The organism is Aromatoleum evansii, assembly GCF_012910805.1.
Classification (GTDB): Bacteria; Pseudomonadota; Gammaproteobacteria; order Burkholderiales; family Rhodocyclaceae; genus Aromatoleum; species Aromatoleum evansii.
Window position 1 is genome coordinate 1 of the sequence record NZ_WTVK01000011.1, and the last position, 22668, is coordinate 22668.

The following is a 22668-nucleotide window of genomic DNA, read 5'->3' on the forward strand; positions in this document are numbered from 1 at the left end:
GGGCATTGGCGCGTCGGCGGGACGGGGGGATGTCCTGCCGATGGGCCTGCTCATCCTCGCGGTTGTGCGGTGGAAGGACCTGCGGGACAGGATGTCCGGGTGACGCGGCAATGATGTGCGGTTATCATCGCGAAAGCCCGGAACCGGAGAACAACTGCGATGGCAATGCACTTCTACTACAACGGACACACCTACGAGATCGAGCCGGCCCCGCTGAGCTGGGATGATGCCTCGTCGAATGCGCTGGGGCTCGCGTGGAACGACGGCGGACGCCTGACAGGGGTGGAGGACGCTCCCTTTGTCGTGTCGTCGTATCTGTCGACCATCGGGGCCGCCGGGGAGAACGCCGCGATCCTGAAGAACATCAAGGCTTCCGTCGCCAAGGGCGCAAGCACGGCCGCGGACGGTGGAGGCGCGAGCTATCTCTGGCTCGGTGCCTCGGACGTGCAAAGCGAAGGCAGCTGGCAATGGCTGGATGGCACGTTGGTCGGCTCGGGCTACCAGAACTGGGGCTCGGGCAGCCTCGGCAGCGAGCCGGACGATTTCCTCGGCATGCAGGACTTCCTCGCCATTGCCACGGGCAAGTGGCCGGCGCCCGCCGGCGGCATCGGCGTGCCCGGGCAGTGGAACGATCTGGACGGCGCGAACCTGCTGTGGTCGGTCGTCGAGTGGGACGGGCTGATCGGCACTCTGGGCAACGACAAGCTGGTCGGCACCGCGGACGACGACGTGATCGACGGCAATGCCGGCAACGACACGGTCAAGGCGGGTGAAGGGCATGACCTCATCTACATGGGCAAGGGCAACGACAACGTCCATGCGGGTAATGGCGACAACATCGTGTTCGCCGAGGTCGGCCTTGTCGACGATGACGACGGCAACGACCGTGTCACCGCTGGCGGCGGCGACGATTTCATCGCTTCGGGAACGGGCAACGACATCGTGAAGGCCGGCGACGGCAACAACGTCGTGATCGGCGGTGAAGGAAATGACATCATCACCACCGGCGCCGGGAATGACATCATCGATCCGGACGGTTACTACGTCGAGGATGGCGTTGAATCCTCTGGCAACGACACGATCCGGACCGGCGCCGGCGACGACCTGATCTTCCTCGGCGAGGGTGAGGACAAGGTGTGGGGCGGCACGGGCAGCGACACCTTCGTGTTCGACAAGCTGTTCACGCCGCCAAGCGAGACCGTGTTCAAGCAGGACGGCACGCAGGTCGTCAAGACGTCCGTGCATCGCATCAACGACTTCGATGCCACGGTGGATAAGCTGGGCTTCGATGTCGAGGAGTTCGAGTCCCTTGCCGGCTTCACCGCGGCCAACTTCTTCAAGGGCGCCGGAGCCAGCCCGAACCAGACCGGCGCGGACGATTTCCTGATTTACGACACGACCTCGGGAAAACTCTATTACGACGCGGACGGCAACGGGCAGGAATCGTCCGCCGTGCTGCTGGCCATTGTGAAGGGACGCATGGCCGACCTGGATGGGTCGGATATCGTGATCTTCGAGTGAATAGGGTTCGCGGCGCCCCCCCGATCGGGGCGCCGCGAGCGAAATTGCTCGCGCGGCAATGTGAAAGTCGGCCGCGATCATGCGGAGCCTCTGCAACGGAAGGCTCGGCGAGCACCAGAACTGCTGCAAGGCCCCTTCTTCCCCGCCTTCGTCCTGAACCGGCGTATCAGTTTTCCCCTTACTTGATTCGCCTCCGCTCCTGTTCATGGCCGAGGCTCTCAGCCACGCCCGTCTGGAGAAAGATCGTTCCCCACGGCGTATCGATCGCTGCGATGTTGTGGTGCAGCATCCGCTTGAATGCACCGGCATGGTGCCTTCCCGTTCAACCGGATGATTCGGCGGTTTTAAGGTAAACATAAATAAATTCAGTGTGTTGGCGTGATTTTTGGGGGCTGGCACCCATTTTGCGATAGGTGAACCGCAAGCCGGGGCAATGAGGCTCCGGCGAAGTGCTTGGTGCAGAGCATGCGGACAACGGCGTCCGTCGTTTCTTCGGGAAATCAGTTCCCGGGGGCGACGTGGCGCCGTTTTTTTTCGCCTTTCGGAGTGGAGAACGATCATGGCCAAGGTGTTTCTCGTCGGTGCCGGCCCCGGAGCTGCAGACCTGCTGACGCTGCGCGCGGCCCGCGCCATCGGGCAGGCCGACGTGCTGCTGGCCGATGCGCTGGTGACGGACGAGGTGTTGGCGCTGGCGAAGCCGACGGCGCGCGTGCTGCGGGTCGGCAAGCGCGCGGGGATGAAGTCGGCGGCACAGGAGTTCATCCACCGCGCGATGGCGCGTTATGCGCGGCGCGGGCTGACGGTCGCGCGGGTGAAGGGGGGTGACCCTTTCGTGTTCGGGCGCGGCGGCGAGGAGATGGACTACCTGCGCGCGCTGGGCATCGAGGTCGAGGTGATCCACGGCCTCACCGCCGGCGTTGCCGTGGCGGGTGCCGCGGGGATTCCGGTCACGCATCGCGCGCATTGCTTCGGCGTGACGATGGTGACCGGCCACACGGAGGACGGAACCGAGCCCGACTGGTCCGCGCTGGCGAAAAGCGGCACGACACTGGTGATCTACATGGGGCTGGGCGCGCTGCCGCGCATCGCCGAGCGGCTCGCCGCGGGCGGCCTGTCCTGTTCGACCCCCGCCGCGGTGATCGCCCACGGCACGCTGCCGACGCAGCAGCAGGTGGTCGGCACGCTCGCCGACATCGCCGAACGCGCCCGCGAAGTCGCGCTGCCCGCGCCCGCGCTGGTCGTCATCGGCGAGGTCGCGGCCTACGCCGAAGCCCGCCTTGCTCTCCCCAACACTGAATTCGCATCCCGCGCTGCTTGAAGGAGCCCGCCATGAAAAAAATGAAACTCGTGATGATCGGCAACGGCATGGCCGGCTGTCGCACGCTCGAAGAACTGCTGAAGCTCGCCCCGGACCTGTACGACATCACGGTGTTCGGCGCCGAGCCGCACGGCAACTACAACCGCATCCTGCTCTCGCCGGTGCTCGCCGGCGAGATGACGCTGCCGGAGATCATGCTCAACGATCTCGACTGGTACCGCGACAACGCCATCACGCTGCACGCCGGCAAGATGGTGACGAAGATCGACCGCATCAAGCGCAGGGTCATCGCCGCCGACGGTACCGAAGCCGAGTACGACCGCCTGCTGATCGCGACCGGCTCGACCCCCTTCATCCCGCCTATCCCGGGTGCGGACCTGCCGGGCGTGCTCGCCTACCGCGACATCGGCGACACCGAGGCGATGATCGAGGCTTCGACCAAGTACAAGCACGCGGTCGTGATCGGCGCGGGCCTGCTGGGCCTGGAGGCCGCGAACGGCCTGATGCTGCGCGGCATGAGCGTCACCGTCGTGCATCTGGCAGACTGGATCATGGAGCGCCAACTCGACAAGCCGGCCGCCGACATGCTGCAGGCTTCGCTCGAAGCGAAGGGCATGAACTTCCTGCTGTCGAAGCAGACCGAAGGGCTGGTCCGCGGCGAGAGTGGGCGCGTCGGTGCGGTGCGCTTCAAGGACGGCATGGAGATCCCGGCCGACCTCGTCGTCGTCGCCGCCGGCATCCGCCCGAACTTCGCGCTGGCGGAATCGGCGGGCATCTACTGCGGCACGGGACGTGCGCGCGGCATCGCGGTGTCCGACACGCTGCAGACCGTGACCGACCCGCGCGTGTATGCGGTCGGCGAATGCGTCGCGCACCGCGGCATCGCCTACGGGCTGGTCGCGCCGCTCTTCGAGCAGGGCAAGGTGTGCGCGAACCATCTCGCGAACTTCGGTATCGGCCGCTACGAAGGCTCGGTGACCTCGACCAAGCTCAAGGTGACCGGCATCGACGTCTTCTCGGCGGGCGACTTCTCGGGCGGGCCGGACACCGAGGACATCGTGCTGCACGACAAGCAGGGCGGCGTCTACAAACGCATCGTGATCAGGAACAACCGCATCGTCGGCTCGGTGCTGTACGGCGACACCGCGGACGGCTCGTGGTACTTCCAGCTGATGAAGGATGGCCAGGACATCCACGAGATCCGCGACCACCTGATGTTCGGCCAGAACCATCTGGGCGACGCGGGCCACAAGGGCGAGAACAAGGCCGCTGCGATGGCCGACACGGCCGAAGTGTGCGGCTGCAACGGCGTGTGCAAGGGCACCATCGTCAAGGCGATCAAGGAGAAGGGGCTCTTCACTCTGGACGAGGTGAAGAAGCACACCAAGGCCGCGTCCTCCTGCGGCTCCTGCACGGGCCTGGTCGAGCAGATCCTCGCCTCGACGGTCGGAGGCGCCTATCAGGCGGTGTCGGCGCACGACAAGCCGGTGTGCGGCTGCACCGAGCTGTCCCACGGCGACGTGCGCAAGGCGATCCGCGACCACAAGCTGTTGAACATCCCCGATGCGATGGAGACGCTGTCGTGGAAGACGCCCAACGGCTGCTCGACCTGCCGGCCGGCGCTCAACTACTACCTGATCTCGACCTGGCCGCACGAGGCGAAGGACGACCCGCAGAGCCGCTTCATCAACGAGCGCGCGCACGCCAACATCCAGAAGGACGGCACCTATTCGGTCGTGCCGCAGATGCTGGGGGGCGTGACGACGCCGGCGGAGCTGAAGCGCATCGCCGAGGTCGCCGAGAAGTACAAGGTGCCGACGGTGAAGGTCACCGGCGGCCAGCGCATCGACCTCCTCGGAATCAGGAAGGAAGATCTGCCGCATGTGTGGAAGGACCTGGGCATGCCCTCGGGCCACGCCTACGGCAAGAGCATCCGCACGGTGAAGACCTGCGTCGGCGCCGAGCACTGCCGCTTCGGCACGCAGCGTTCGATGGCGATGGGCATCGACCTCGAGAAGATGCTGTTCGGCATGTGGAGCCCGCACAAGGTGAAGCTCGCGGTGAGCGGGTGTCCCAGGAATTGCGCCGAGGCCGGCATCAAGGACGTCGGCGTGATCGGCGTCGATTCGGGCTGGGAGCTCTACGTCGCGGGTAACGGTGGCATCAAGACGGAAGTGGCGCAGTTCCTGTGCAAGGTGCAGACGCGCGAGGAGGTGATGGAGTACTCGGGCGCCTTCCTGCAGCTCTACCGCGAAGAGGGCTTCTACCTCGAGCGCACGGTGCATTACGTCGAGCGCGTGGGGCTGGAGCATGTGAAGAAGCACGTGCTGGAGAACGCCGAGAGCCGGAAGGCCCTGTTCGAGCGACTGCTCTACGCGCTGCAGGACGCGAAGGACCCGTGGGCCGAGCGCTACGCCGCCGATGCCGTGCCCGCCGTGCGCCGCGAATTCGAAATCCTTGAAGCCTGAGAGCGGAGCGAATCGATGAACACCTTTGAAATCAGCGCCGAAGCCGGCTGGAAGGACATCTGCGCCGTCGAGGACATCCCCGTGCTCGGTTCGCGCGTCGTGAAGGCGGCGCGCGGCGGCGACATCGCGATCTTCCGCAACGCGGACAACGAGGTCTTCGCGCTGCACGACAAGTGCCCGCACAAGCAGGGCCCGCTGTCGCAGGGCATCGTGCATGGGCGCCAGGTCACCTGCCCGCTGCACAGCTGGAAGATCGAGCTCGACTCGGGCAACGCGGTTGCGCCGGATGTGGGTTGCACGAAGCCCTTCGCGGTGAAGGTCGAGGGCGGCCGGGTGCTGCTGAAGGTTTGATCACGCCGCTCTCGGCGCATCACGGCGAGCGCCCGATGCGCCCTTGGTCGAATTCAAGATTCTGGAGCTGTAAATGGACAAGCAATCCTTCCTCAAGGCCGGCCACCCGCCGACGCTGCTGGCCTCCTTCCTGTACTTCGACCTCGCCTTCATGGTGTGGGTCATCCTCGGGCCGCTGGGCGTGCAGATCGCCAAGGACCTGGGCCTGGACCACGCGCAGAAGGGCCTGATGGTCGCGGTGCCGGTGCTGGCCGGCGCGATCCTGCGCATCCTGATGGGCGTGCTGGTCGATCACCTGAAGCCGAAGATGGCCGGGGCGATCGGTCAGGTCATCGTGATCGGCGCACTCTTCGTCGCGTGGCAGTTCGGCATCCACAGCTACGAACAGACACTGCTGCTGGGCGTGTTCCTAGGCTTTGCCGGTGCAGCCTTCGCAGTCGCGCTGCCGCTTGCCTCGCGCTGGTATCCGCCGGAGCATCAGGGCACGGCGCTCGGCATCGCCGGCGCCGGCAACTCGGGCACCGCGCTCGCGGCGCTGTTCGCGCCGGGGCTGGCGATGGCCTATGGCTGGACCAACGTCTTCGGCCTCGCGCTGATCCCGCTGGTGCTGGTGTTCGCGTTCTACCTCGTCGTCGCGAAGGACGCGCCCGAATGCCCGCCCGCGAAGCCGCTGACCGAGTACTTCAAGGTGCTGAAGGACAAGGACGCGTGGTGGTTCATGTTCTTCTACTCGGTGACCTTCGGCGGCTTCGTCGGCCTGGCGTCCTCGCTGACGATCTACTTCAATACCCAGTACGGGCTCGATGCGAAGATGGCCGGTTACTTCACCGCCGCCTGCGTGTTTGCGGGCTCCCTGGTGCGCCCGATCGGCGGTCGCGTCGCGGACCGTGTCGGCGGCATCAAGAGCCTGTCGGTGATGTACGTGTTCGCGGCGCTCTTCCTAGCCATCGTCGGGCTGGGCCTGCCGGAGGCGTGGATGGCGCTCGCGGTGTTCGTGGCGGCGATGCTGGCCCTGGGCATGGGCAACGGTGCGGTGTTCCAGCTCGTGCCGCAGCGTTTCCGCAAGGAGATCGGCGTGATGACGGGCCTCGTGGGCATGGCGGGCGGTGTGGGCGGCTTCTACCTGGCGTCCTCGCTGGGCTACGCCAAGCAGGCGACCGGCAGCTACCAGATGGGCTTCATGATCTTCGCCGGGCTCGCGCTGGCTGCGCTGATCGGGCTCACGTCGGTGAAGACGCGCTGGCGCACGACCTGGGGTGCGGCGCACCTCACGTCGGCGCGGATCTGAGTCCGGGTTTCGGCTCATAGGCGGAGAGCGCAGGCATGAACAAGGCGGCAATCATCGACGTCCCGACCGCGGAGCCGGCGGCTGCGCCCGCTGCCGGGCGTCGTGGGGGCAGGACGATGCCGCTCTCCGTGCGCCTCGGACACGCCACCGAGCAGGGCCTGCGGTCGCGCAACGAGGATTTCGTCGGCGCGGCGACCCCGGAAGGGGTGGAGCTCGAAGCGAAGGGGTTGATGCTCGCGGTCGCGGACGGCGTCGGCGGCCATGCGAATGGCCGGGAGGCGGCGGAATACACGGTGCGTGGCCTGCTCGCGGACTACTACGCGACGCCCGACACCTGGAGCGTCGAGAAGTCGGTGAATACGGTGGTCGGCGCGATCAACCGCTGGCTGCTCGCGCAGTCGGCCAAGTCGCGCGACTACGCGGGCATGGCGACGACGCTCACGGCGGTGGTGCTGCGCGGCCGGCGCTACTACGTCGCCCACGTCGGCGACTCGCGCGCCTACCTGTGGCAGGACGGAGTGCTGCGGCGGCTGACCGAGGATCACACCTGGGAGCACCCCGAACTCGACAACGTGCTGCGCCGCGCCGTGGGACTGGACGCGCAGCTGCTGGTCGACTTCGCGGACGGGGAGCTGGCGGTCGGCGCCCGCTTCGTGCTGGTCAGCGACGGTGTGTGGAACACGCTGGGCGACGCGCTGATGGGCGAGCTCGTGGCGCGCGTAGAAGACCCGCAGGCCGCCGCCGATGCGCTGGTGCTGGAGGCTCTGCGTGCCGGCGCGACCGACAACTGCACGGCGCTCGTCGCGAACGTGGACGCCGTCCCCGCCGACAACCTGCGCGACCGCCTCGCGAGCGGCCGGCGCCTGCCCCTGCCGCCGCGGCTCAAGGTCGGCGAGACGCTGGACGGCCTGCGCGTCGAGGAGCTGCTGCACGAGTCGCGCGTGACGCTGCTGTACCGCGTGACGCGTCTTTCCGACGGCGCGGCGCTGGTCTTGAAGACCCTGCGCCAGGAGGAGGGCGACGAGGAGGCGATGGCGTCCCTGGTGCGCGAGGAGTGGATCGCGCGCCGCGTGCCCGGGCAGGGTTTTCCGCGCGTGTGCGAGCACCCCGGGCGCGATCACCTGTACTACCTGATGAGCTGGCACGAGGGCGAGACGCTGAAGGCGAGCCTCGCTCGCGGCCACCGCTATGCCGCGCACGAGCTGGTCGGCATCGGCATGGCGCTGCTGCGCGCCGTCGCGGCGCTGCATCGGCTCGGTATCGTGCATCGCGACATCAAGCCCGACAACATCCACGTCGACCGCAAGGGCGAGCTGCGCGTGCTCGACCTCGGCGTCGCCGCGTCGGACGGCGAGGATCTGCGCGAGATCAACAACCCCGGCACGCCGTCCTACATGGCGCCGGAGCTCTTCGCGGGACAGCAGGCGAACGAGTCGAGCGACCTCTATGCCTGCGGCGTGACGCTTTACGAGCTGCTGACGCGCAAGTACCCCTACGGCGAGATCGAGCCCTTCCAGCGGCCGCGCTTCGGCGAGACGGTGCCGCCGACGCGCTACCGCCCCGATGCGCCCGAATGGCTGGAGAGCGTGCTGCTGAAAGCCTGCGCGCGCGAGCCGAAGGATCGTTTCGAGACCGCCGAGGAATTCCTGCTTGCACTGGAGCGCGGTGCGCACCGTCCGCTCGCGACACACAGGCGGGCACCGCTGGCCGCGCGCAATCCGACGCTGACGCTGAAGATCGTCGCGGTCGTGTCGCTGCTGGTGAATGTGGTTTTGCTGTACTTGCTGAGCCGCCACTAGAAGAACATGACGACCCCCGGAGAGATCACGATGGAAACGAAAGCCACCTGCCCCTACTGCGGCGTCGGCTGCGGCGTCCTCATCGAGCATGACGGCGCGCGCATCACCGGCGTGCGCGGCGACCCCGAGCACCCGGCGAACTTCGGCCGGCTGTGCACCAAGGGCGCGACGCTGCACTTCACCGCGCGCCCCGAGACCCGCCTGCTGCATCCGGAACTACGCCCCACAAAAGGCGAGCCGCGCCACCGCGTCGGCTGGGACGAGGCGCTCGACTCGGCCGCACAGCGCTTCGCCGACGTGATCAAGGAACACGGCCCGGACGCCGTCGCCTTCTACATCTCCGGCCAGCTCCTGACCGAGGACTACTACGTCTTCAACAAGCTGATGAAGGGCCTGATCGGCTCGAACAACGTCGACACCAACTCGCGCCTGTGCATGTCCAGCGCGGTCGCGGCCTACAAGCAGACGCTGGGGGCCGATGCGCCGCCCTGTTCCTACGAGGACTTCGCCGAGACCGACTGCCTGCTGATCGCCGGCGGCAACCCATCCTACGCGCACCCCATCGCCTTCCGCCGCATCGAGGACGCGAAGGCCGCGCGCCCGGACATGAAGCTCATCGTCGTCGACCCGCGCCGCACCGACACCGCGGCCACCGCCGACCTGCACCTGCCCATTCTGCCCGGCACCGACATCTGGCTCTTCAACGCGATGCTCAACGTGCTGCTGTGGGAGGGGCTCGCCGACAACGCCTTCATCCGCGAACACACGGCGGGCTTCGATGCGTTGCGCGAGCACGTGCGCGAGATCACGCCGGCGGTCGCGGCGGAGGTGTGCGGGGTGAAAGCGGACGACATCCGCACCGCCGCGCTGTGGTGGGGGCAGGCGCCGCGCGCGATGTCGCTGTGGTGCCAGGGTCTGAACCAGTCCACTCACGGCACGCACAACGGCGCCGCGCTGATCGCGCTGTCGCTCGCCACCGGCAAGATCGGCAAGCCCGGCTGCGGGCCGTTCTCGATGACCGGCCAGCCCAACGCGATGGGTGGCCGCGAGGTTGGCGGCCTCGCGAACCTGCTCTCGGCCCACCGCGACCTCGCGAACCCCGAGCACCGCGCCGAAGTCGCCCGCCTGTGGGGCGTGCCGGACGTGCCCGAGAAGCCGGGATTGACTGCTGTCGAGCTCTTCGACGCGATGCACGAAGGCCGCATCAAGGCGCTGTGGATCGCCTGCACCAACCCCGCGCAGTCGTTGCCCGAACTGGAACGCGTGCGTGAGGCGCTGGCGCGCTGCGACTTCGTCGTGCTGCAGGAAGCCTACGGCAACACCGAGACCGCGCTCTTCGCCGACCTGCTGCTGCCGGCCGCGACCTGGGGCGAGAAGGAGGGCACGGTCACGAACTCCGAGCGCCGCATCACGCATGTCAATCGCGCCATCCCCGCGCCGGGCGAAGCGCGTGCCGACTGGGACATCGTGTGCGACTTCGCGCGCCGTCTCGGGCCCCTGATCGGCAAGCCGGAGGCCGCACGCATGTTCGGCTACGCCGGCCCCGAAGCGATCTTCGCCGAACATGCGCAGACGACGCGCGGGCGCGACCTCGACATCACCGGCCTGTCCTACGCCGTGCTCGACGGCAAGGGGCCGCAGCAGTGGCCCTTCCCGGAAGGCGCGAGCGAAGGCCGTGCGCGGCTCTATGCCGACGGCCGCTTTCCGACCGCCGACGGCAAAGCGCGCTTCGTCGTGCCGACCGCAAAACTCACCGCCGAGCGCGCCGACGCGCGCTACCCGCTGCGCCTGACCACCGGCCGGCTGCGCGACCAGTGGCACGGCATGAGCCGCACCGGCAAGGTCGCGCGCCTCTACAACCACGTCGACGAGGCACGCATCGAGCTCAACGCCGACGACATGCACCTGCGCGGCCTCAAGGACGGCGATCTCGTGCGCGTGAAGAGCCGGCGCGGCGAGATCGTGCTGCGCGCCGCCGCGTCGAACGAGATCCGCTCCGGCCAGGCCTTCGTCGCGATGCACTGGGGCGCCAACGCGCTCAACTCGGCCGGCATCAACGTGCTGACGCTGCGCGAGTTCGACCCGTACTCGAAGCAGCCGGAACTGAAACACGCGACCGTGCAGGTCGAGAAAGCGAATCTGCCGCACCAGGCGCTGATCATGCGCGGCGAGCCGGGCGAGGCGACGACGGGAGAGGGAGAAGAGGAGAGGGATCCCGCCGGCGTCACGCTCGAGCGCGCCGCGCGCCTCATCCCGTGGCTGGAGCGCTTCGCCTACGCGTCGCTCGCGCTCGCCGGCCGCGACCATCCCGCCGTCGTGCTGCGCATTGCGCACGACCAGCCGATCCCGCCGGTGTGGCTCGCCGAGCTCGACGCGCTGCTGGGCCTCGACGACGAGCACTGCCTCGCCTATAGCGACGCGCGGCGCGGGATCACCAAGCGCGCGCGCATCGAGGACGGCCTTCTGGTCGGCCTGCGCCTCACCGGCGAGACCGCCGCTGCCGGCTGGTTGCGCGACGTGCTGGTCGAGCGCCAGCCGACCGCCGAGCTGCGTCGCTGGATCCTCGCGCCGCTCGCGAGCCCGCCGGCCGCCGCGAAGAGCCGCGGGCGCATCGTGTGCAACTGCCTCAACGTCTCGGAGAGCGACATCGTCGCCGCCATCGCCGGCGGTGACGGCTTCGATGCGCTGCAGGACAAGCTCAAGTGCGGCACCAGCTGCGGCTCCTGTGTACCGGAGATCCGGCGGATGCTTGCCGCGGGGCGGACCGCCGCCTGAAAGACGGCATCGTGCCGCCGGCCCGATGAGGCGAGACGGATCGCCCGTCGGGCCGGCTGCCCAAGGGGGATATCTCGCTCCAGGGCTCCCTGCCCGCGGCGACCGCATTTCCGCATGACGCGGATTTGACGAATTCTTGACACCCTGCTCGCTAGAGTCGCGCCTTGCCTGCGGGTGGCCCTTGCGCCGCCTCGTGGCGACCCCGAGGTCCATGACCGTCGCAGCGCACGCCTGCCAGGATTGTTCCTGATTGGTCTCGTGCCGGGTGGCGGCTCGAATCGAGAAAGGCATGCGCGACGACACCCAAGTTTCGGTCCTCGGTCCGGCTCCATTCCGGCGCCCCTTTGTATTCACGTTAAACCATCCGCTCGCCGAACTGATCGCGCTGATGCTGCTGGCGCTGCTGCTGATCGGCGCCGGTATCGGCTTGCGCGAACCGGCCAATGTCGACGAGGAGCGCTTCCTCGGCATCGCGCTCGAAATGCTGCAGCACGGCTCGTGGATCATTCCGCACCGGGCCGGTCAGATCTACCCGGACAAGCCCCCGCTCTTCATGTGGGTCGTCGCGTTCCTCGTCCGCGCCACCGGCTCGCCGAAGGTCGCCCTGTTCCTGCCGGCCCTGGTCGCCGGGGCGGTCACCACCGGCTGTCTGTACGACCTTGGGCGGCGCCTGTGGAACCGCCGCACAGGCGTTGCAGCGGCGCTGCTGTTCCTCGCCTGCTTCCAGACTTACAACGTGCTGCGCGCGGGCCAGCTCGACGGGCTGCTATGCCTGTGGATCGCGCTCGGCATGTACGGCCTCGTGCGCCACCTGATGGCCGGCCCGGCCTGGGGCTGGTACTACGTTGCGTGTGCTGCGATGGGTTTCGGCGTCATCACCAAGGTCATCGGCTTCCTGCCGCTCTTCATGCTGCTGCCCTACGCGTGGGCCGTGCGCAAGGACTGGCATGGCCTCGCCCCGGTGCCGCGCGACCCATGGCGCTGGGCGCTGGGCCTCGCCGTGATGCTGGGGGCGGTGGCCGTGTGGGCGGTGCCGCTCGCGACCACGGTGCTGCTGCAAGGTGACGCCGAAAGCCTCGCCTACGTGCGGGACGTGACCCTGCACCAGACCGCCGAGCGTTATACCAATGCATGGATGCACCGCGAACCGGCATGGTACTTCGTCGCGAACGTGATCCCCGAGGTCTGGCTGCCGCTCGTCCTCGGCCTGCCGTGGCTGGTGCCGGCGTGGCGACAGCAACTCGCCCGGCGCGATGGCCGCCTGCTGGTGCTGCTCGGCTGGGCCCTGCTGATCGTGCTGTTCTTTTCCCTGAGCACCGGCAAGCGCAAGCTCTACATCTTCCCCGCGCTCCTGGGCGCCGTGCTGGCGGTCGCGCCGCTCATGCCCTGGCTGCTGCGGCGCTGGTTCTCCGGCCGTCCGCGTGCGTTGCGCATCTTCCGCTGGATCGCCGCGAGCTGGTTCGTCGCCTGGTTCGTCGCCGGCTTCGTCGAGCCGCTTCGGGAAGGTCCGAATCCCCATCAGGACGTGATGCGCTCGGCCGCCGACCTGACCGGCGGCGCAGAGCTCCTCCTCGTTGACTGGCGCGAGGGGCACTGGCTGTTTGCGCGCCAGCCCATCGTGCATTTCGGCTTCCAGTCCCGCGCCGGCCTCGGCGAGGCCGCCCGCTGGCTGCGCAGCCATCCGGATGCCTATGCCCTCGTGCCGGAGCGCGAACTCGCACGTTGCTTCATCCTGGGCAAGGCTCGCAGGGCGGGGAGCACCTCGCGCGCGGAGTGGTACGTCGTCGCTGCCGATGCCGATAACGGACAGTGCCGCAGCGATCTCAAGCCGCGCGAATTCCGCTTCGCGTGGCAGTCGCCGCTCTGACACACGAACGACTAGGAGGAGGAGACCACCATGGCCGGAGCCGCCCGTGCAGCACGCAACACCCGCAGGAGCCTGTATGGGCTCGCGCTGATCACCGCCCTTGCGATCATCGGCATCGCGAACCACAGGCTGCACTGGGGCCGGACGATCTCGCCGCATGCTGCGACAGCGCTGCACGCGGCGACCCCGGCGCTCTCGCTGCAGGACTACGAAGTCGTCATCGATGCGAAGCCGATCCCCGGTGCCGCCGAGCTGTCCGGGATCACCTACGACTTCGATCGCGACCGCCTGCTCGCAGTGAGCAACGACGGACCCGCCGAGGTCGTCGCGTTGAGCCGCACGGGCGAGGTGCTCGAGCGCTACCGCCTGGAAGGCTTCGACGACACCGAAGCGATCGCCTACATGGGCAACGGCCGGGTCGCGATCGCCAACGAAACCCTGCAGCGCCTCAATTTTGTCGACCTCCCGCCGCAGTCGGGCACGATCGACGCGAAGGGGGCCCCCTTCCTCACCCTCGGCCTCGACATGCATCGCGGCAACAAGGGCTTCGAGGGGCTCGCCTACGATGTGGCCGGCGATCGCGTCTTCATCGCCAAGGAGCGCGATCCGCGCCAGCTCTTCGAAGTGCGCGGCGTCGCCGCCTCGCTCGGCGGCCGGCTGCAACTGGCCCTGCAGGATCACACCGACTGGATCGACCGCGATGTGTCCACGGGCGACCTCGCGGACGTGTCCTTCGATCCGAAGACGGGGCACCTCGTGCTGCTGAGCGAGGAGTCGAAGGAACTTGTCGAGCTGGATGCCGAAGGCCACTTCGTGAGCTCGCGCCCGCTGGCGGGCCGGAGTTCGGGCCTCGCGAACGACGCGCCCTCGCCCGAAGGCGTCACGATGGACGCGGACGGCAACCTCTACGTCGTCAGCGAGCCCAACCTCTTCTACGTGCTCCGCAGGAAGCCATAGGGACGCCCTGAATCGGCGCGCGCGCGGCGCGAGCAGGGCCGGTGACCGGTCGGGAAGGGGGCGATCGTCGCTTCGGGGGGGATGCTGCTAAGCTCCGCAGCCGGAGCATCGAACCCATCGCATCCCCAGCACCCACAAGGTGACGAAACCATGACCGAGACCGCATCCCCGACCCACGGCTACAGACTGCAGTTCGCCAGCGACAACACCGCCGGCACATGTCCCGAGGCGCTCGCCGCCTTCAACGAGGCCAATCGCGGCTTCGCCTCCTCCTACGGCAACGACGAGGCCACCGCGGCCGTTTGCGATCGCCTGCGCATGCTCTTCGAGCGCGACGCCGAGATCTTCTTCGCCTTCAACGGCACCGCCGCGAACTCGCTCGCGCTCGCGTCCATGTGCCAGTCCTACCAGGGCGTTGTCTGCGCCGATACGGCCCACGTCGCCACCGACGAATGCGGCGCCCCGGAATTCTTCTCCAACGGCGCGAAGCTGCTCCTCGCGCCACACCGCCACGGCAAGCTCACGGCCGCCGGCGTGCGCGAAGTCATCACGCGGCGCAACGACATCCACTATCCGCGCCCCAAGGTCGTCACGCTCACCCAGGCGACCGAACTCGGCACCTTGTACCAGCAGGGCGAGATTGCCGGCATTGCGCGGGTCGCACGCGAACACGGCCTGAAGGTGCATATGGACGGCGCGCGCTTCGCCAACGCCGTCGCATCGCTGGGCCTCGCCCCCGCCGACATCACCTGGCGGGCAGGTGTGGATGTGCTGTGCTTCGGCGGCACGAAGATGGGCCTGCCGGTCGGCGAGGCGATCGTGTTCTTCGACAAGGCGATGGGCGAGGAATTCGCCTACCGCTGCAAGCAGGCCGGCCAGCTCGCATCCAAGATGCGCTTCCTGTCCGCGCCCTGGCTTGCGATGCTGGAAAACGGCGTCTGGTTGCGGCACGCCGCGCACGCCAACGCGATGGCGCAACGCCTGCGCGACCGCATCGCACCGCTCGCCGGCGCCGAGATGCTGTTGCCGACCGAGGCCAACGGCGTGTTCATCAACCTGCCGCAGGCTGCGATCGAACGCCTGCGCCGTCGGCTGGGTGTTCTACACCTTCATCGGCGGGGGCGCCCGCTTCATGTGCTCGTGGGCGACGACCGAGGCGGCGGTGGACCACCTCGCGCGCGACCTCGCGGAAGCGCTGGAGGGCTAGGAGGCGCCGCGGAGCGGGCTCCCGGATGGGGACGCCCCGCGCGCGGGACTTGCGGCGCCGGCCCGCGCAGACTCCTGCTCCCGCTCTCAGGCGCCCTTCAGCGCATAGATCCCGGCCGCGTTGCGCCAGTAGCCCTTGTAGTCCATGCCGCAGCCGAAGAGGAAGCGGTCGGGGATGTCCAGGCCGTGGAAGTCCGGCTTCATGTCCGGGCGGGCCTTGCGCCCGTGCTGCTTGTCGACGAGCACCGCGGTGAGCACCTCGGCCGCGCCTTCCTCGCGGCAGTGCGCGACGATCGCATCCAGCGTGTGGCCCTCGTCGAGGATGTCGTCGATGACCAGCACCGTGCGCCCCTTCAGGTCCTGCGTCGGGCGCACGCGCCAGTCGAGCATCGTCTGGCCGTTGAGCGCGTGGCCGTAGCGCGTCGCGTGCAGGTAGGCCACTTCCAGCGGGAAATTCAGCCGCGACAGCAGGCGTCCGGCGATCACCAGACCGCCGTTCATCACGCAATAGCACACCGGGTTGCTGTCCGCGAGGCGCGCGGTGATCGCGCTCGCCATGCGGTCGAGCGCGGCGCTGACTTCGGCGGGCGTGGCGAGGCAGTCCGCCTCGGCCATCGCCAGTTTGATTTCGTTGAGATCGACGCTCATTGGTTCAGTGTCCGGAAAAATCGCAAACGGTAAAGATTTCGAGCCCCGCATCGCGCAGCAGCTTCGAGCCCCCGAGCTCGGGCAGGTCGACGATCGCCGCCGCCTCGACGACCTCGGCGCCGAGACGTGCGAGCAGGCGCGCAGCGGCCATCATCGTGCCGCCGGTCGCGATCAGGTCGTCGATCAGCAGCACGCGGTCGCCCTTGCGTGCGGCATCGGTGTGCATCTCGACGGTCGCGTTGCCGTACTCGAGTTCGTAGTCCTCGGCGATCGTCGTGAAGGGCAGCTTGCCCTTCTTGCGCACCGGCACGAAGCCCACGTTGAGCTGGTGCGCGACCACGCTGCCGAGGATGAAGCCGCGCGCATCGATGCCGGCGACGACGTCGATGGCGCGGTCCATGTAGCGCAGCACGAACACATCGACCAGCAGGCGGAAGGCCTTCGGGTCCTGCAGCAGCGGCGTGATGTCGCGGAACATCACGCCCGGCTGCGGCCAGTCCGGCACGGTGCGGATCGCGTTCTTCAGGAAGGCGGTGTCGAGCTGTATGGTCATGACAGGAAGGCGAACTTGAGGACGAATACGATGGCGATGCCGACCACCATCGGCGAGAGGTCGCGACTGCGGCCGGCGAGGACCTTGAGCGCAGCATAGGACACGAAACCGAAGGCGATGCCGTGCGCGATCGAGAACGTGAACGGCATCGTGATCGCCGTCACCACCGCCGGGGTCGCCTCGGTGAGGTCGTCCCAGTCGATCTCGGCGAGACCCCGGATCATCAGCACCGCCACGTAGCACAGCGCCGGCGCGGTCGCGAAGGCGGGCACCGTGCCGGCGAGCGGCGCCAGCACCAGCGCGGCGAGGAACAGCACCGCGACGGTGACGGCAGTGAGCCCCGTACGTCCGCCGACCGACGTTCCCGCCGCCGATTCGATGTAGGCGGTCGTGGACGAAGTCCCCAGTCCCGCGCCGGCGACGATCGCGGCGGAATCCGCGAGCAGGGCGTTCCTCAGCCGCGGCAGCTTGCCATCCTTGTCCAGCAGCCCCGCCCGGTGCGCGACGCCGATCAGCGTGCCCGAGGCGTCGAACAGCTCGACCAGGAAGAAGGTCAGGATCACCGTCAGCAGGCCCGCATTCAGCGCCCCGGCGATGTCCATCTGCATGAAGGTCGGCGCGATCGAGGGCGGTGCGGCGACGATGCCGTTGAACGGCGTCAGTCCCAGCGCGATCGCGATCACCGTGATCGCGAGGATGCCGATGATGATCCCGCCGTGGATGCGCCGCTGCTCCAGCGCGACGATCAGGATGAAGCCCAGCACCGCGAGCAGCGGCCCCGGCTGGTGCAGGTCGCCCAGCGTCAGCAGCGTCGCCGGATGGCCGGTGATGATCCCCGCGTTCTTGAGGCCGATAATCGCGAGGAACAGCCCCACGCCGGCCGAGATCGCGAACTTCATCGAGCGCGGGATCGAATTCACGATCGCCTCGCGCAGCCGGAACAGGCTCACGAGGACGAACAGGCAACCGGAGATGAACACCGCCCCGAGCGCCGCCTGCCACGTGAAGCCCATGCCCTTCACCACCGCGAACGCGAAGTAGGCGTTGAGGCCCATGCCCGGCGCCAGCGCGATCGGGTAGTTCGCATACAGGCCCATGATCGCCGAACCCAGCGCGGCCGCGATGCAGGTCGCGACGAAGACCGACTCCCTTGGCATCCCCGCAGCGGACAGGATGTCGGGATTGACGAAGATGATGTAGGCCATCGTGAGGAAGGTCGTCAGACCGGCCAGCAGCTCCGTCCTGACGTTGGTGCCGTGCGCGGAGAGCTGGAAGAAGCGTTCCAACATCTTGTTCCCCAAGCGAAAAAGCGGCGGAGTCTACCCCTCGCGCCGGCCCCGGACAATTGTTGTTACACACAATGCCGGCTGGCCGGGGCTCGCTTCCGGCGTGGATGCCGGGCGTCGCGCGCACCGTCGGCGGCTGCTCCCGCTGTCCCGCGCGCGGATGGTCAAAATGGGCAGGCCGGAGGCGAACGATGGTTGCATGACGTTTACGTCAACGTCAAAATACCGCCCGGCGTTCCATCGGGGCGTCGCAATCCAATCAAAGTCGCCTGCGGCACGCGACCCCGGGTGTACGGCCGGGGGCCCCGGGGCAAGCGGGCGTACATCGGGCGTGACGGATATGCATCCGCTACGCCGCTTCTGGGAAAGGAGAGGAAATGACTGCTGTTGCCGAGTTTCTGAAAGCGCGCGACTTCCTGCTGGCCAACCGCACCGACTACGCGACCGCGTACGCCGGGTTCCAGTGGCCGCAGCTCACCGAGTTCAACTGGGCGCTCGATTACTTCGACTCCATGGCGCAGGGTAACGACAAGCCCGCGCTGTGGATCGTCGAGGAAGACGGCCGCGAATCGAAGCTCTCCTTCGCCGAGATGTCGGCGCGTTCGAACCGCGTCGCCAACTGGCTGCGCGACCAGGGCGTGGCGCGCGGCGACCGCATCCTGATCATGCTCGGCAACGAAGTGCCGCTGTGGGAAACCATGCTCGCCGCGATCAAGCTCGGCGCCGTCGTGATCCCCGCGACCACGCTGCTGACTCCGGACGACCTCGCTGATCGCCTCGAGCGCGGCCAGGTCAAGCACGTCGTGATCGGCAAGGCCCACACCGACAAGTTCGCCGATCTCGCCGGCGCCTACACCCGCGTCAGCGTCGGCGGCGCGACCGCCGGCTGGCTGTCCTTCGAGGACGCCTACCAGGCCTCGCCCGAGTTCAAGGCCGAAGGCGTCACCAAGGTCACCGACCCGCTGCTGCTGTACTTCACCTCCGGCACCACGTCCAAGCCCAAGCTCGTGCAGCACAGCCACCAGTCCTACCCCGTCGGCCACCTGTCGACGATGTACTGGATCGGCCTGCAGCCCAACGACCGCCACATGAACATCAGCTCACCGGGCTGGGCCAAGCACGCCTGGAGCTGCTTCTTCGCCCCGTGGAACGCCGGTGCCTGCGTGTTCCTGTACAACTACAATCGCTTCAACGCCAAGGCCCTGCTCGACGTGTTGGTGAAGTACGAGATCACGACCATGTGCGCGCCCCCGACCGTGTGGCGCATGCTGATCCAGCAGGATCTCGCCTCGGTGAAGACCAACCTGCGCGAACTCATCGGCGCCGGCGAGCCGCTCAACCCCGAAGTCATCGAGCAGGTGAAGAAGGCCTGGGGCATCACCATCCGCGACGGCTTCGGCCAGACCGAGACCACCGCCCAGATCGGCAACACGCCCGGCCAGAAGCTCAAGCCCGGCTCCATGGGCCGCCCGCTGCCCGGCTACACCATCGCGCTGCTCGACGCCGACAGCAAGCCGGTCGACGAAGGCGAGATCAGCCTCGTGCTCGCCAAACGCCCGCTCGGCCTGATGCTCGGCTATGCCGGCGACGAAGCGAAAACTGCCGAAGTCATGCGTGACGGCCACTACCGCACCGGCGACGTCGCGAGCATCGACGAGGAAGGCTACATCACCTACGTCGGGCGCGCCGACGACGTGTTCAAGGCCTCCGACTACCGCATCAGCCCGTTCGAGCTCGAATCGGTGCTGATCGAGCACCCGGCCGTCGCCGAAGCCGCCGTCGTCCCGAGCCCGGACCCGGTGCGTCTCGCCGTGCCCAAGGCCTACGTGATCCTCGCCGCCGGCCACGAGCCGTCGAAGGAACTCGCGAAGGACATCTTCGCCTTCACGCGCGATAAGCTCGCCCCGTACAAGCGCATCCGCCGCCTCGAGTTCTCGGATCTGCCCAAGACCATCTCGGGCAAGATCCGCCGCGTCGAACTGCGCAAGAGCGAAGAGGGCAAGGACGCCAGCGTGCGCGGCGCGCTCGAGTTCTTCGAGGAGGACTTCCCCGAGCTCAAGGGCTGAGTCGCGGCGCATTGCGCATTGCATCAAGGGGCGCGTGCAGCGGCCATTAGCTGCTACAATGCGCCCCGTGGCGGGTCTCCCCGCATTGCAGCGCGGTGAACCTGGTCAGGGCCGGAAGGCAGCAGCCACAGCCGTTCCCTGCAAGTGCCGGGGGTCGGGCTCGCCACCCTCATTCGCGAACGGGCGCCTCCGGAAACGGGGCGCCCGTTTCATTTTGTGCTTCCTTGGCGGACTTCCGTTACGTACACGCTACGGTCGATACGGTATCGTCGGTCCATTCCTTCGCCGAGCACGCGCTTGAACCTGCGTCCCCTAGTCCTGTCCCTGCTGTGTCTGGCCGGCCTCGCCGCCGCGCCCGCGTGCGCCGAAGCAAGCAAATCGCCGCAGGGCGTCGCGCTGGTGCTCTCGGGTGGCGGCGCGCGCGGCATCGCCCACGTCGGCGTGCTCAAGGTGCTCGAGGACATGCGCATTCCCGTCGACTGCATCGTCGGCACCTCCATGGGTGCCATCGTCGGCGGGGCCTACGCGGCGGGGATGGAGCTGGGCGACATGGTGCGCGAGATCCACGCCGTCGACTGGGTGAACATGTTCGCCAGCAGCGTGCCGCGCGAGGACCAGCCCTTCCGCGACAAGCAGGACGCCGCGCGCAACCGTTCGGCGATCACGCTGGGCTATGGCGATGGCGCCCTCCTGCTGCCGCAGAGCGCTATCTCGGGCCAGGCGATGGACCGCTTCCTCACCCGGCTCGCTGGCGACGCCGAAGTGCTCGACACCTTCGACAGCCTCGCGCTCCCCTACCGCGCGGTTGCCACCGACCTCGAGACCGGCGAACTGGTGCTGCTCGACAAGGGGCCGCTGTGGCGCGCGATGCGCGCGAGCATGGCCGTGCCCGGCGTGTTCCTGCCGATCGAGCAGGACAGGCGCCTGCTCGTCGACGGCGGCCTCGTGATGAACCTGCCCGTCGACATCGGTCGCGAGTTGTGCGGCGGGCGCGTGATCGCCGTGAACCTCGGCACGCCTCCGCACGCGCGCGAACGCCTGCGCTCGGCGACCGACATCGCGCTGCAGGCGATCAACCTCGCGCTCGAACAGAACGTGCGCCAACAGCTAGCACGCCTCGGCCCCGAGGACGCACTGATCCAGGTCGAGCTGCCCGGCATCACCTCGCGTGATTTCGAGCGCGTGCTCGAGACCATTCCCTACGGCACCGAGGCCGCGTTGCGCCAGTCCGCGTCGCTTGCCCGCTTCAGCGTCGATGAGGACAGTTACGCGAAGTGGCAGACGCTGCGCCAGTTCCGTTGGCACAAGCGCGCGCCCGTCGTCGCCGACGTCAAGGTCGAAGGCCTCAAGTTCGTGCCCGAGCGCCTTTTCGGCGCCACGCTCACGCAGAGGGCCGGCGAGCCGCTCGATCCCCAGAAGCTCGAGCAGGACATCGCCCGCATCTACGAGCGCGGCGACTTCGACCGCCTGCGCTACAGCGTGCTGCACGACGGGCCGCGCGCCACGGTGCAGCTCGACGCCGACGAGAAGGCCTCCGGCCCCAATCTGCTGCGCTTCGGCGGCGGCCTCGCGGCCGACTTCGAGGGCGGCTCCCAGGTCGGTCTCTACGCCGGCTTCTCGCGCCGCTGGCTCAACACCCGCGGCGGGCGCTGGGACACCGACCTGCAGCTCGGCACCACGAACCGCATCCGCAGCGAGCTGTTCCAGCCGCTCGACCTCGACAGCGGCTGGTTCGTGGCGCCGTCCGTGGAGTTGTTCAATCGCGTGCTGCCGGTCTTCGTCGACGGGCGCAAGCTGTCGGAGAACAAGGAGAAGGGCGGCGTCGTCGGCCTCGACGCGGGCTACGAGATGGGCATGTGGGGCGAGCTGCGCGCCGGCTGGCGGCGCGGGCGGCGCAACTCGGAGGTGATCTCCGGACCCGAACTCTATCCCGAGCGCCTCATCGAGGACGGCTGGGTGCATGGCACCGCCACCATAGACCGCCTCGACAGTCCCTTCTTCCCGCGCCGCGGTTACGCCGCGCGCCTGCGTGCGGAGCTGCACTCGCCGGCCTTCGGTGCCGATCAGCGCTACTTCTTCACCGAGCTCGACGGCGACACCGCGACCTCCTTCGGACCCAACGTGTGGCGCCTGCGCGGGCTGTTCGCCGGCAGTCCCGACCGCGACCTCCCCGAGGTCGGCCGCACCCTGCTGGGCGGGCCCTTCCGCCTGTCCGGCTACCGCTATGGCGAGCTGGCCGCCGACCAGGTCGCGCTCGTCAGCGCCGCCTACTATCGCCAGATCACCCGCCTGCCCGACACGCTCGGCCGCGGCGTGTATGCCGGTGCGACCGCCGAATGGGCAGAGCTGCGCAACTACGGCACCTCGCTCACGCCCGACCCCGGTCGGCACCGCGCATACTCGATCTTCCTCGGGGCCGACACCGCGCTCGGCCCCATCTACGTCGGCGCGAGCTACTCGCCCGAAGTCGGCGACGTGCGCTACTACCTGCAGGTGGGGCAGCCCTGACGTCGCAGCACGTGCAGCGAATCGCCCCGGAGGCGTGCCCGGCGCTCTGTTAGAATC

14 protein-coding genes, 1 other RNA gene and 1 pseudogene are annotated in these 22668 nt (G+C 68.2%); 13 read left to right on the plus strand and 3 right to left on the minus strand.

All coding sequences use genetic code 11. From position 1 onward, the window contains the following. The first annotated feature begins 159 nt into the window (after positions 1-159). The 10 genes and pseudogenes from GO615_RS07185 to GO615_RS07230 all read left to right on the plus strand — a co-directional run. Complete coding sequence (locus GO615_RS07185) at positions 160-1521, plus strand: hypothetical protein (protein ID WP_169126437.1); 1362 nt, start codon at positions 160-162, stop codon at positions 1519-1521. A gap of 559 nt (positions 1522-2080) precedes the next feature. Further along, positions 2081-2839: a uroporphyrinogen-III C-methyltransferase gene (gene cobA, locus GO615_RS07190; RefSeq protein WP_211166991.1), complete on the plus strand. Its 759-nt coding sequence runs from the start codon at positions 2081-2083 to the stop codon at positions 2837-2839. 11 nt (positions 2840-2850) lie between these two features. Beyond that, positions 2851-5307, plus strand: coding sequence for a nitrite reductase large subunit NirB (gene nirB / locus GO615_RS07195; RefSeq protein ID WP_169126438.1), 2457 nt, complete (start codon positions 2851-2853; stop codon positions 5305-5307). A 15-nt stretch (positions 5308-5322) separates the two neighbouring features. Beyond that, positions 5323-5658, plus strand: a complete 336-nt coding sequence (gene nirD, locus GO615_RS07200; RefSeq protein ID WP_169126439.1) for a nitrite reductase small subunit NirD — start codon at positions 5323-5325, stop codon at positions 5656-5658. 73 nt (positions 5659-5731) lie between these two features. Next, positions 5732-6946: a nitrate/nitrite transporter gene (locus GO615_RS07205; RefSeq protein WP_169126440.1), complete on the plus strand. Its 1215-nt coding sequence runs from the start codon at positions 5732-5734 to the stop codon at positions 6944-6946. A gap of 116 nt (positions 6947-7062) precedes the next feature. After that, positions 7063-8745, plus strand: coding sequence for a bifunctional protein-serine/threonine kinase/phosphatase (locus tag GO615_RS07210; protein ID WP_169126610.1), 1683 nt, complete (start codon positions 7063-7065; stop codon positions 8743-8745). 30 nt (positions 8746-8775) lie between these two features. Continuing rightward, complete coding sequence (locus GO615_RS07215; protein ID WP_169126442.1) at positions 8776-11520, plus strand: nitrate reductase; 2745 nt, start codon at positions 8776-8778, stop codon at positions 11518-11520. 289 nt (positions 11521-11809) lie between these two features. Further along, positions 11810-13387 carry an ArnT family glycosyltransferase gene (locus GO615_RS07220; RefSeq protein ID WP_246262187.1) on the plus strand — a complete coding sequence of 526 codons (1578 nt, stop codon included), beginning with the start codon at positions 11810-11812 and terminating at the stop codon, positions 13385-13387. Between the two features lie 30 nt (positions 13388-13417). Beyond that, positions 13418-14344, plus strand: coding sequence for an SdiA-regulated domain-containing protein (locus GO615_RS07225; protein WP_169126444.1), 927 nt, complete (start codon positions 13418-13420; stop codon positions 14342-14344). 150 nt (positions 14345-14494) lie between these two features. Next, positions 14495-15334: pseudogene (locus GO615_RS07230) on the plus strand (threonine aldolase family protein); the annotation flags it as partial. A gap of 303 nt (positions 15335-15637) precedes the next feature. On the opposite strand, the gene GO615_RS07235 reads toward GO615_RS07230, so the two are convergent. Genes GO615_RS07235 through GO615_RS07245 form a run of 3 tightly spaced genes read right to left on the minus strand, consistent with a single transcriptional unit; the run spans position 15638 to position 18040 of the window. Beyond that, positions 15638-16198, minus strand: coding sequence for a hypoxanthine-guanine phosphoribosyltransferase (locus tag GO615_RS07235; RefSeq protein ID WP_169126446.1), 561 nt, complete (start codon positions 16196-16198; stop codon positions 15638-15640). A gap of 4 nt (positions 16199-16202) precedes the next feature. Further along, positions 16203-16751, minus strand: coding sequence for an adenine phosphoribosyltransferase (locus GO615_RS07240; protein WP_169126448.1), 549 nt, complete (start codon positions 16749-16751; stop codon positions 16203-16205). Further along, positions 16748-18040 carry an NCS2 family permease gene (locus GO615_RS07245; protein WP_169126450.1) on the minus strand — a complete coding sequence of 431 codons (1293 nt, stop codon included), beginning with the start codon at positions 18038-18040 and terminating at the stop codon, positions 16748-16750. The genes GO615_RS07240 and GO615_RS07245 overlap by 4 nt, the downstream gene beginning before the upstream one ends. 374 nt (positions 18041-18414) lie before the next feature. Between GO615_RS07245 and GO615_RS07250 the strand changes: the two genes are divergently transcribed. The 3 genes from GO615_RS07250 to GO615_RS07260 all read left to right on the plus strand — a co-directional run bounded on the left by GO615_RS07250 (position 18415) and on the right by GO615_RS07260 (position 22611). Continuing rightward, positions 18415-20103 (plus strand): AMP-binding protein, encoded by a 1689-nt coding sequence (locus tag GO615_RS07250; RefSeq protein ID WP_169126452.1) that lies wholly within the window; start codon positions 18415-18417, stop codon positions 20101-20103. A gap of 69 nt (positions 20104-20172) precedes the next feature. Next, an RNA gene (gene ffs, locus GO615_RS07255) (signal recognition particle sRNA small type) lies at positions 20173-20271 on the plus strand. A 129-nt stretch (positions 20272-20400) separates the two neighbouring features. Further along, positions 20401-22611 carry a patatin-like phospholipase family protein gene (locus GO615_RS07260; protein WP_169126454.1) on the plus strand — a complete coding sequence of 737 codons (2211 nt, stop codon included), beginning with the start codon at positions 20401-20403 and terminating at the stop codon, positions 22609-22611. The last annotated feature ends 57 nt before the right edge of the window (positions 22612-22668 follow it).

Excerpts from the sequence above, each read along its gene's own strand:
- GO615_RS07240 (WP_169126448.1), bottom strand. The coding sequence starts at position 16,751 with ATGACCATACAGCTCGACACCGCCTTCCTGAAGAACGCGATCCGCACC.
- GO615_RS07205 (WP_169126440.1), top strand. The coding sequence starts at position 5,732 with ATGGACAAGCAATCCTTCCTCAAGGCCGGCCACCCGCCGACGCTGCTG.
- GO615_RS07210 (WP_169126610.1), top strand. The coding sequence starts at position 7,063 with ATGCCGCTCTCCGTGCGCCTCGGACACGCCACCGAGCAGGGCCTGCGG.
- nirD (WP_169126439.1), top strand. The coding sequence starts at position 5,323 with ATGAACACCTTTGAAATCAGCGCCGAAGCCGGCTGGAAGGACATCTGC.
- GO615_RS07185 (WP_169126437.1), top strand. The coding sequence starts at position 160 with ATGGCAATGCACTTCTACTACAACGGACACACCTACGAGATCGAGCCG.
- nirB (WP_169126438.1), top strand. The coding sequence starts at position 2,851 with ATGAAAAAAATGAAACTCGTGATGATCGGCAACGGCATGGCCGGCTGT.
- GO615_RS07220 (WP_246262187.1), top strand. The coding sequence starts at position 11,810 with ATGCGCGACGACACCCAAGTTTCGGTCCTCGGTCCGGCTCCATTCCGG.
- GO615_RS07250 (WP_169126452.1), top strand. The coding sequence starts at position 18,415 with ATGACTGCTGTTGCCGAGTTTCTGAAAGCGCGCGACTTCCTGCTGGCC.
- GO615_RS07235 (WP_169126446.1), bottom strand. The coding sequence starts at position 16,198 with ATGAGCGTCGATCTCAACGAAATCAAACTGGCGATGGCCGAGGCGGAC.
- cobA (WP_211166991.1), top strand. The coding sequence starts at position 2,081 with ATGGCCAAGGTGTTTCTCGTCGGTGCCGGCCCCGGAGCTGCAGACCTG.
- GO615_RS07215 (WP_169126442.1), top strand. The coding sequence starts at position 8,776 with ATGGAAACGAAAGCCACCTGCCCCTACTGCGGCGTCGGCTGCGGCGTC.
- GO615_RS07245 (WP_169126450.1), bottom strand. The coding sequence starts at position 18,040 with ATGTTGGAACGCTTCTTCCAGCTCTCCGCGCACGGCACCAACGTCAGG.
- GO615_RS07225 (WP_169126444.1), top strand. The coding sequence starts at position 13,418 with ATGGCCGGAGCCGCCCGTGCAGCACGCAACACCCGCAGGAGCCTGTAT.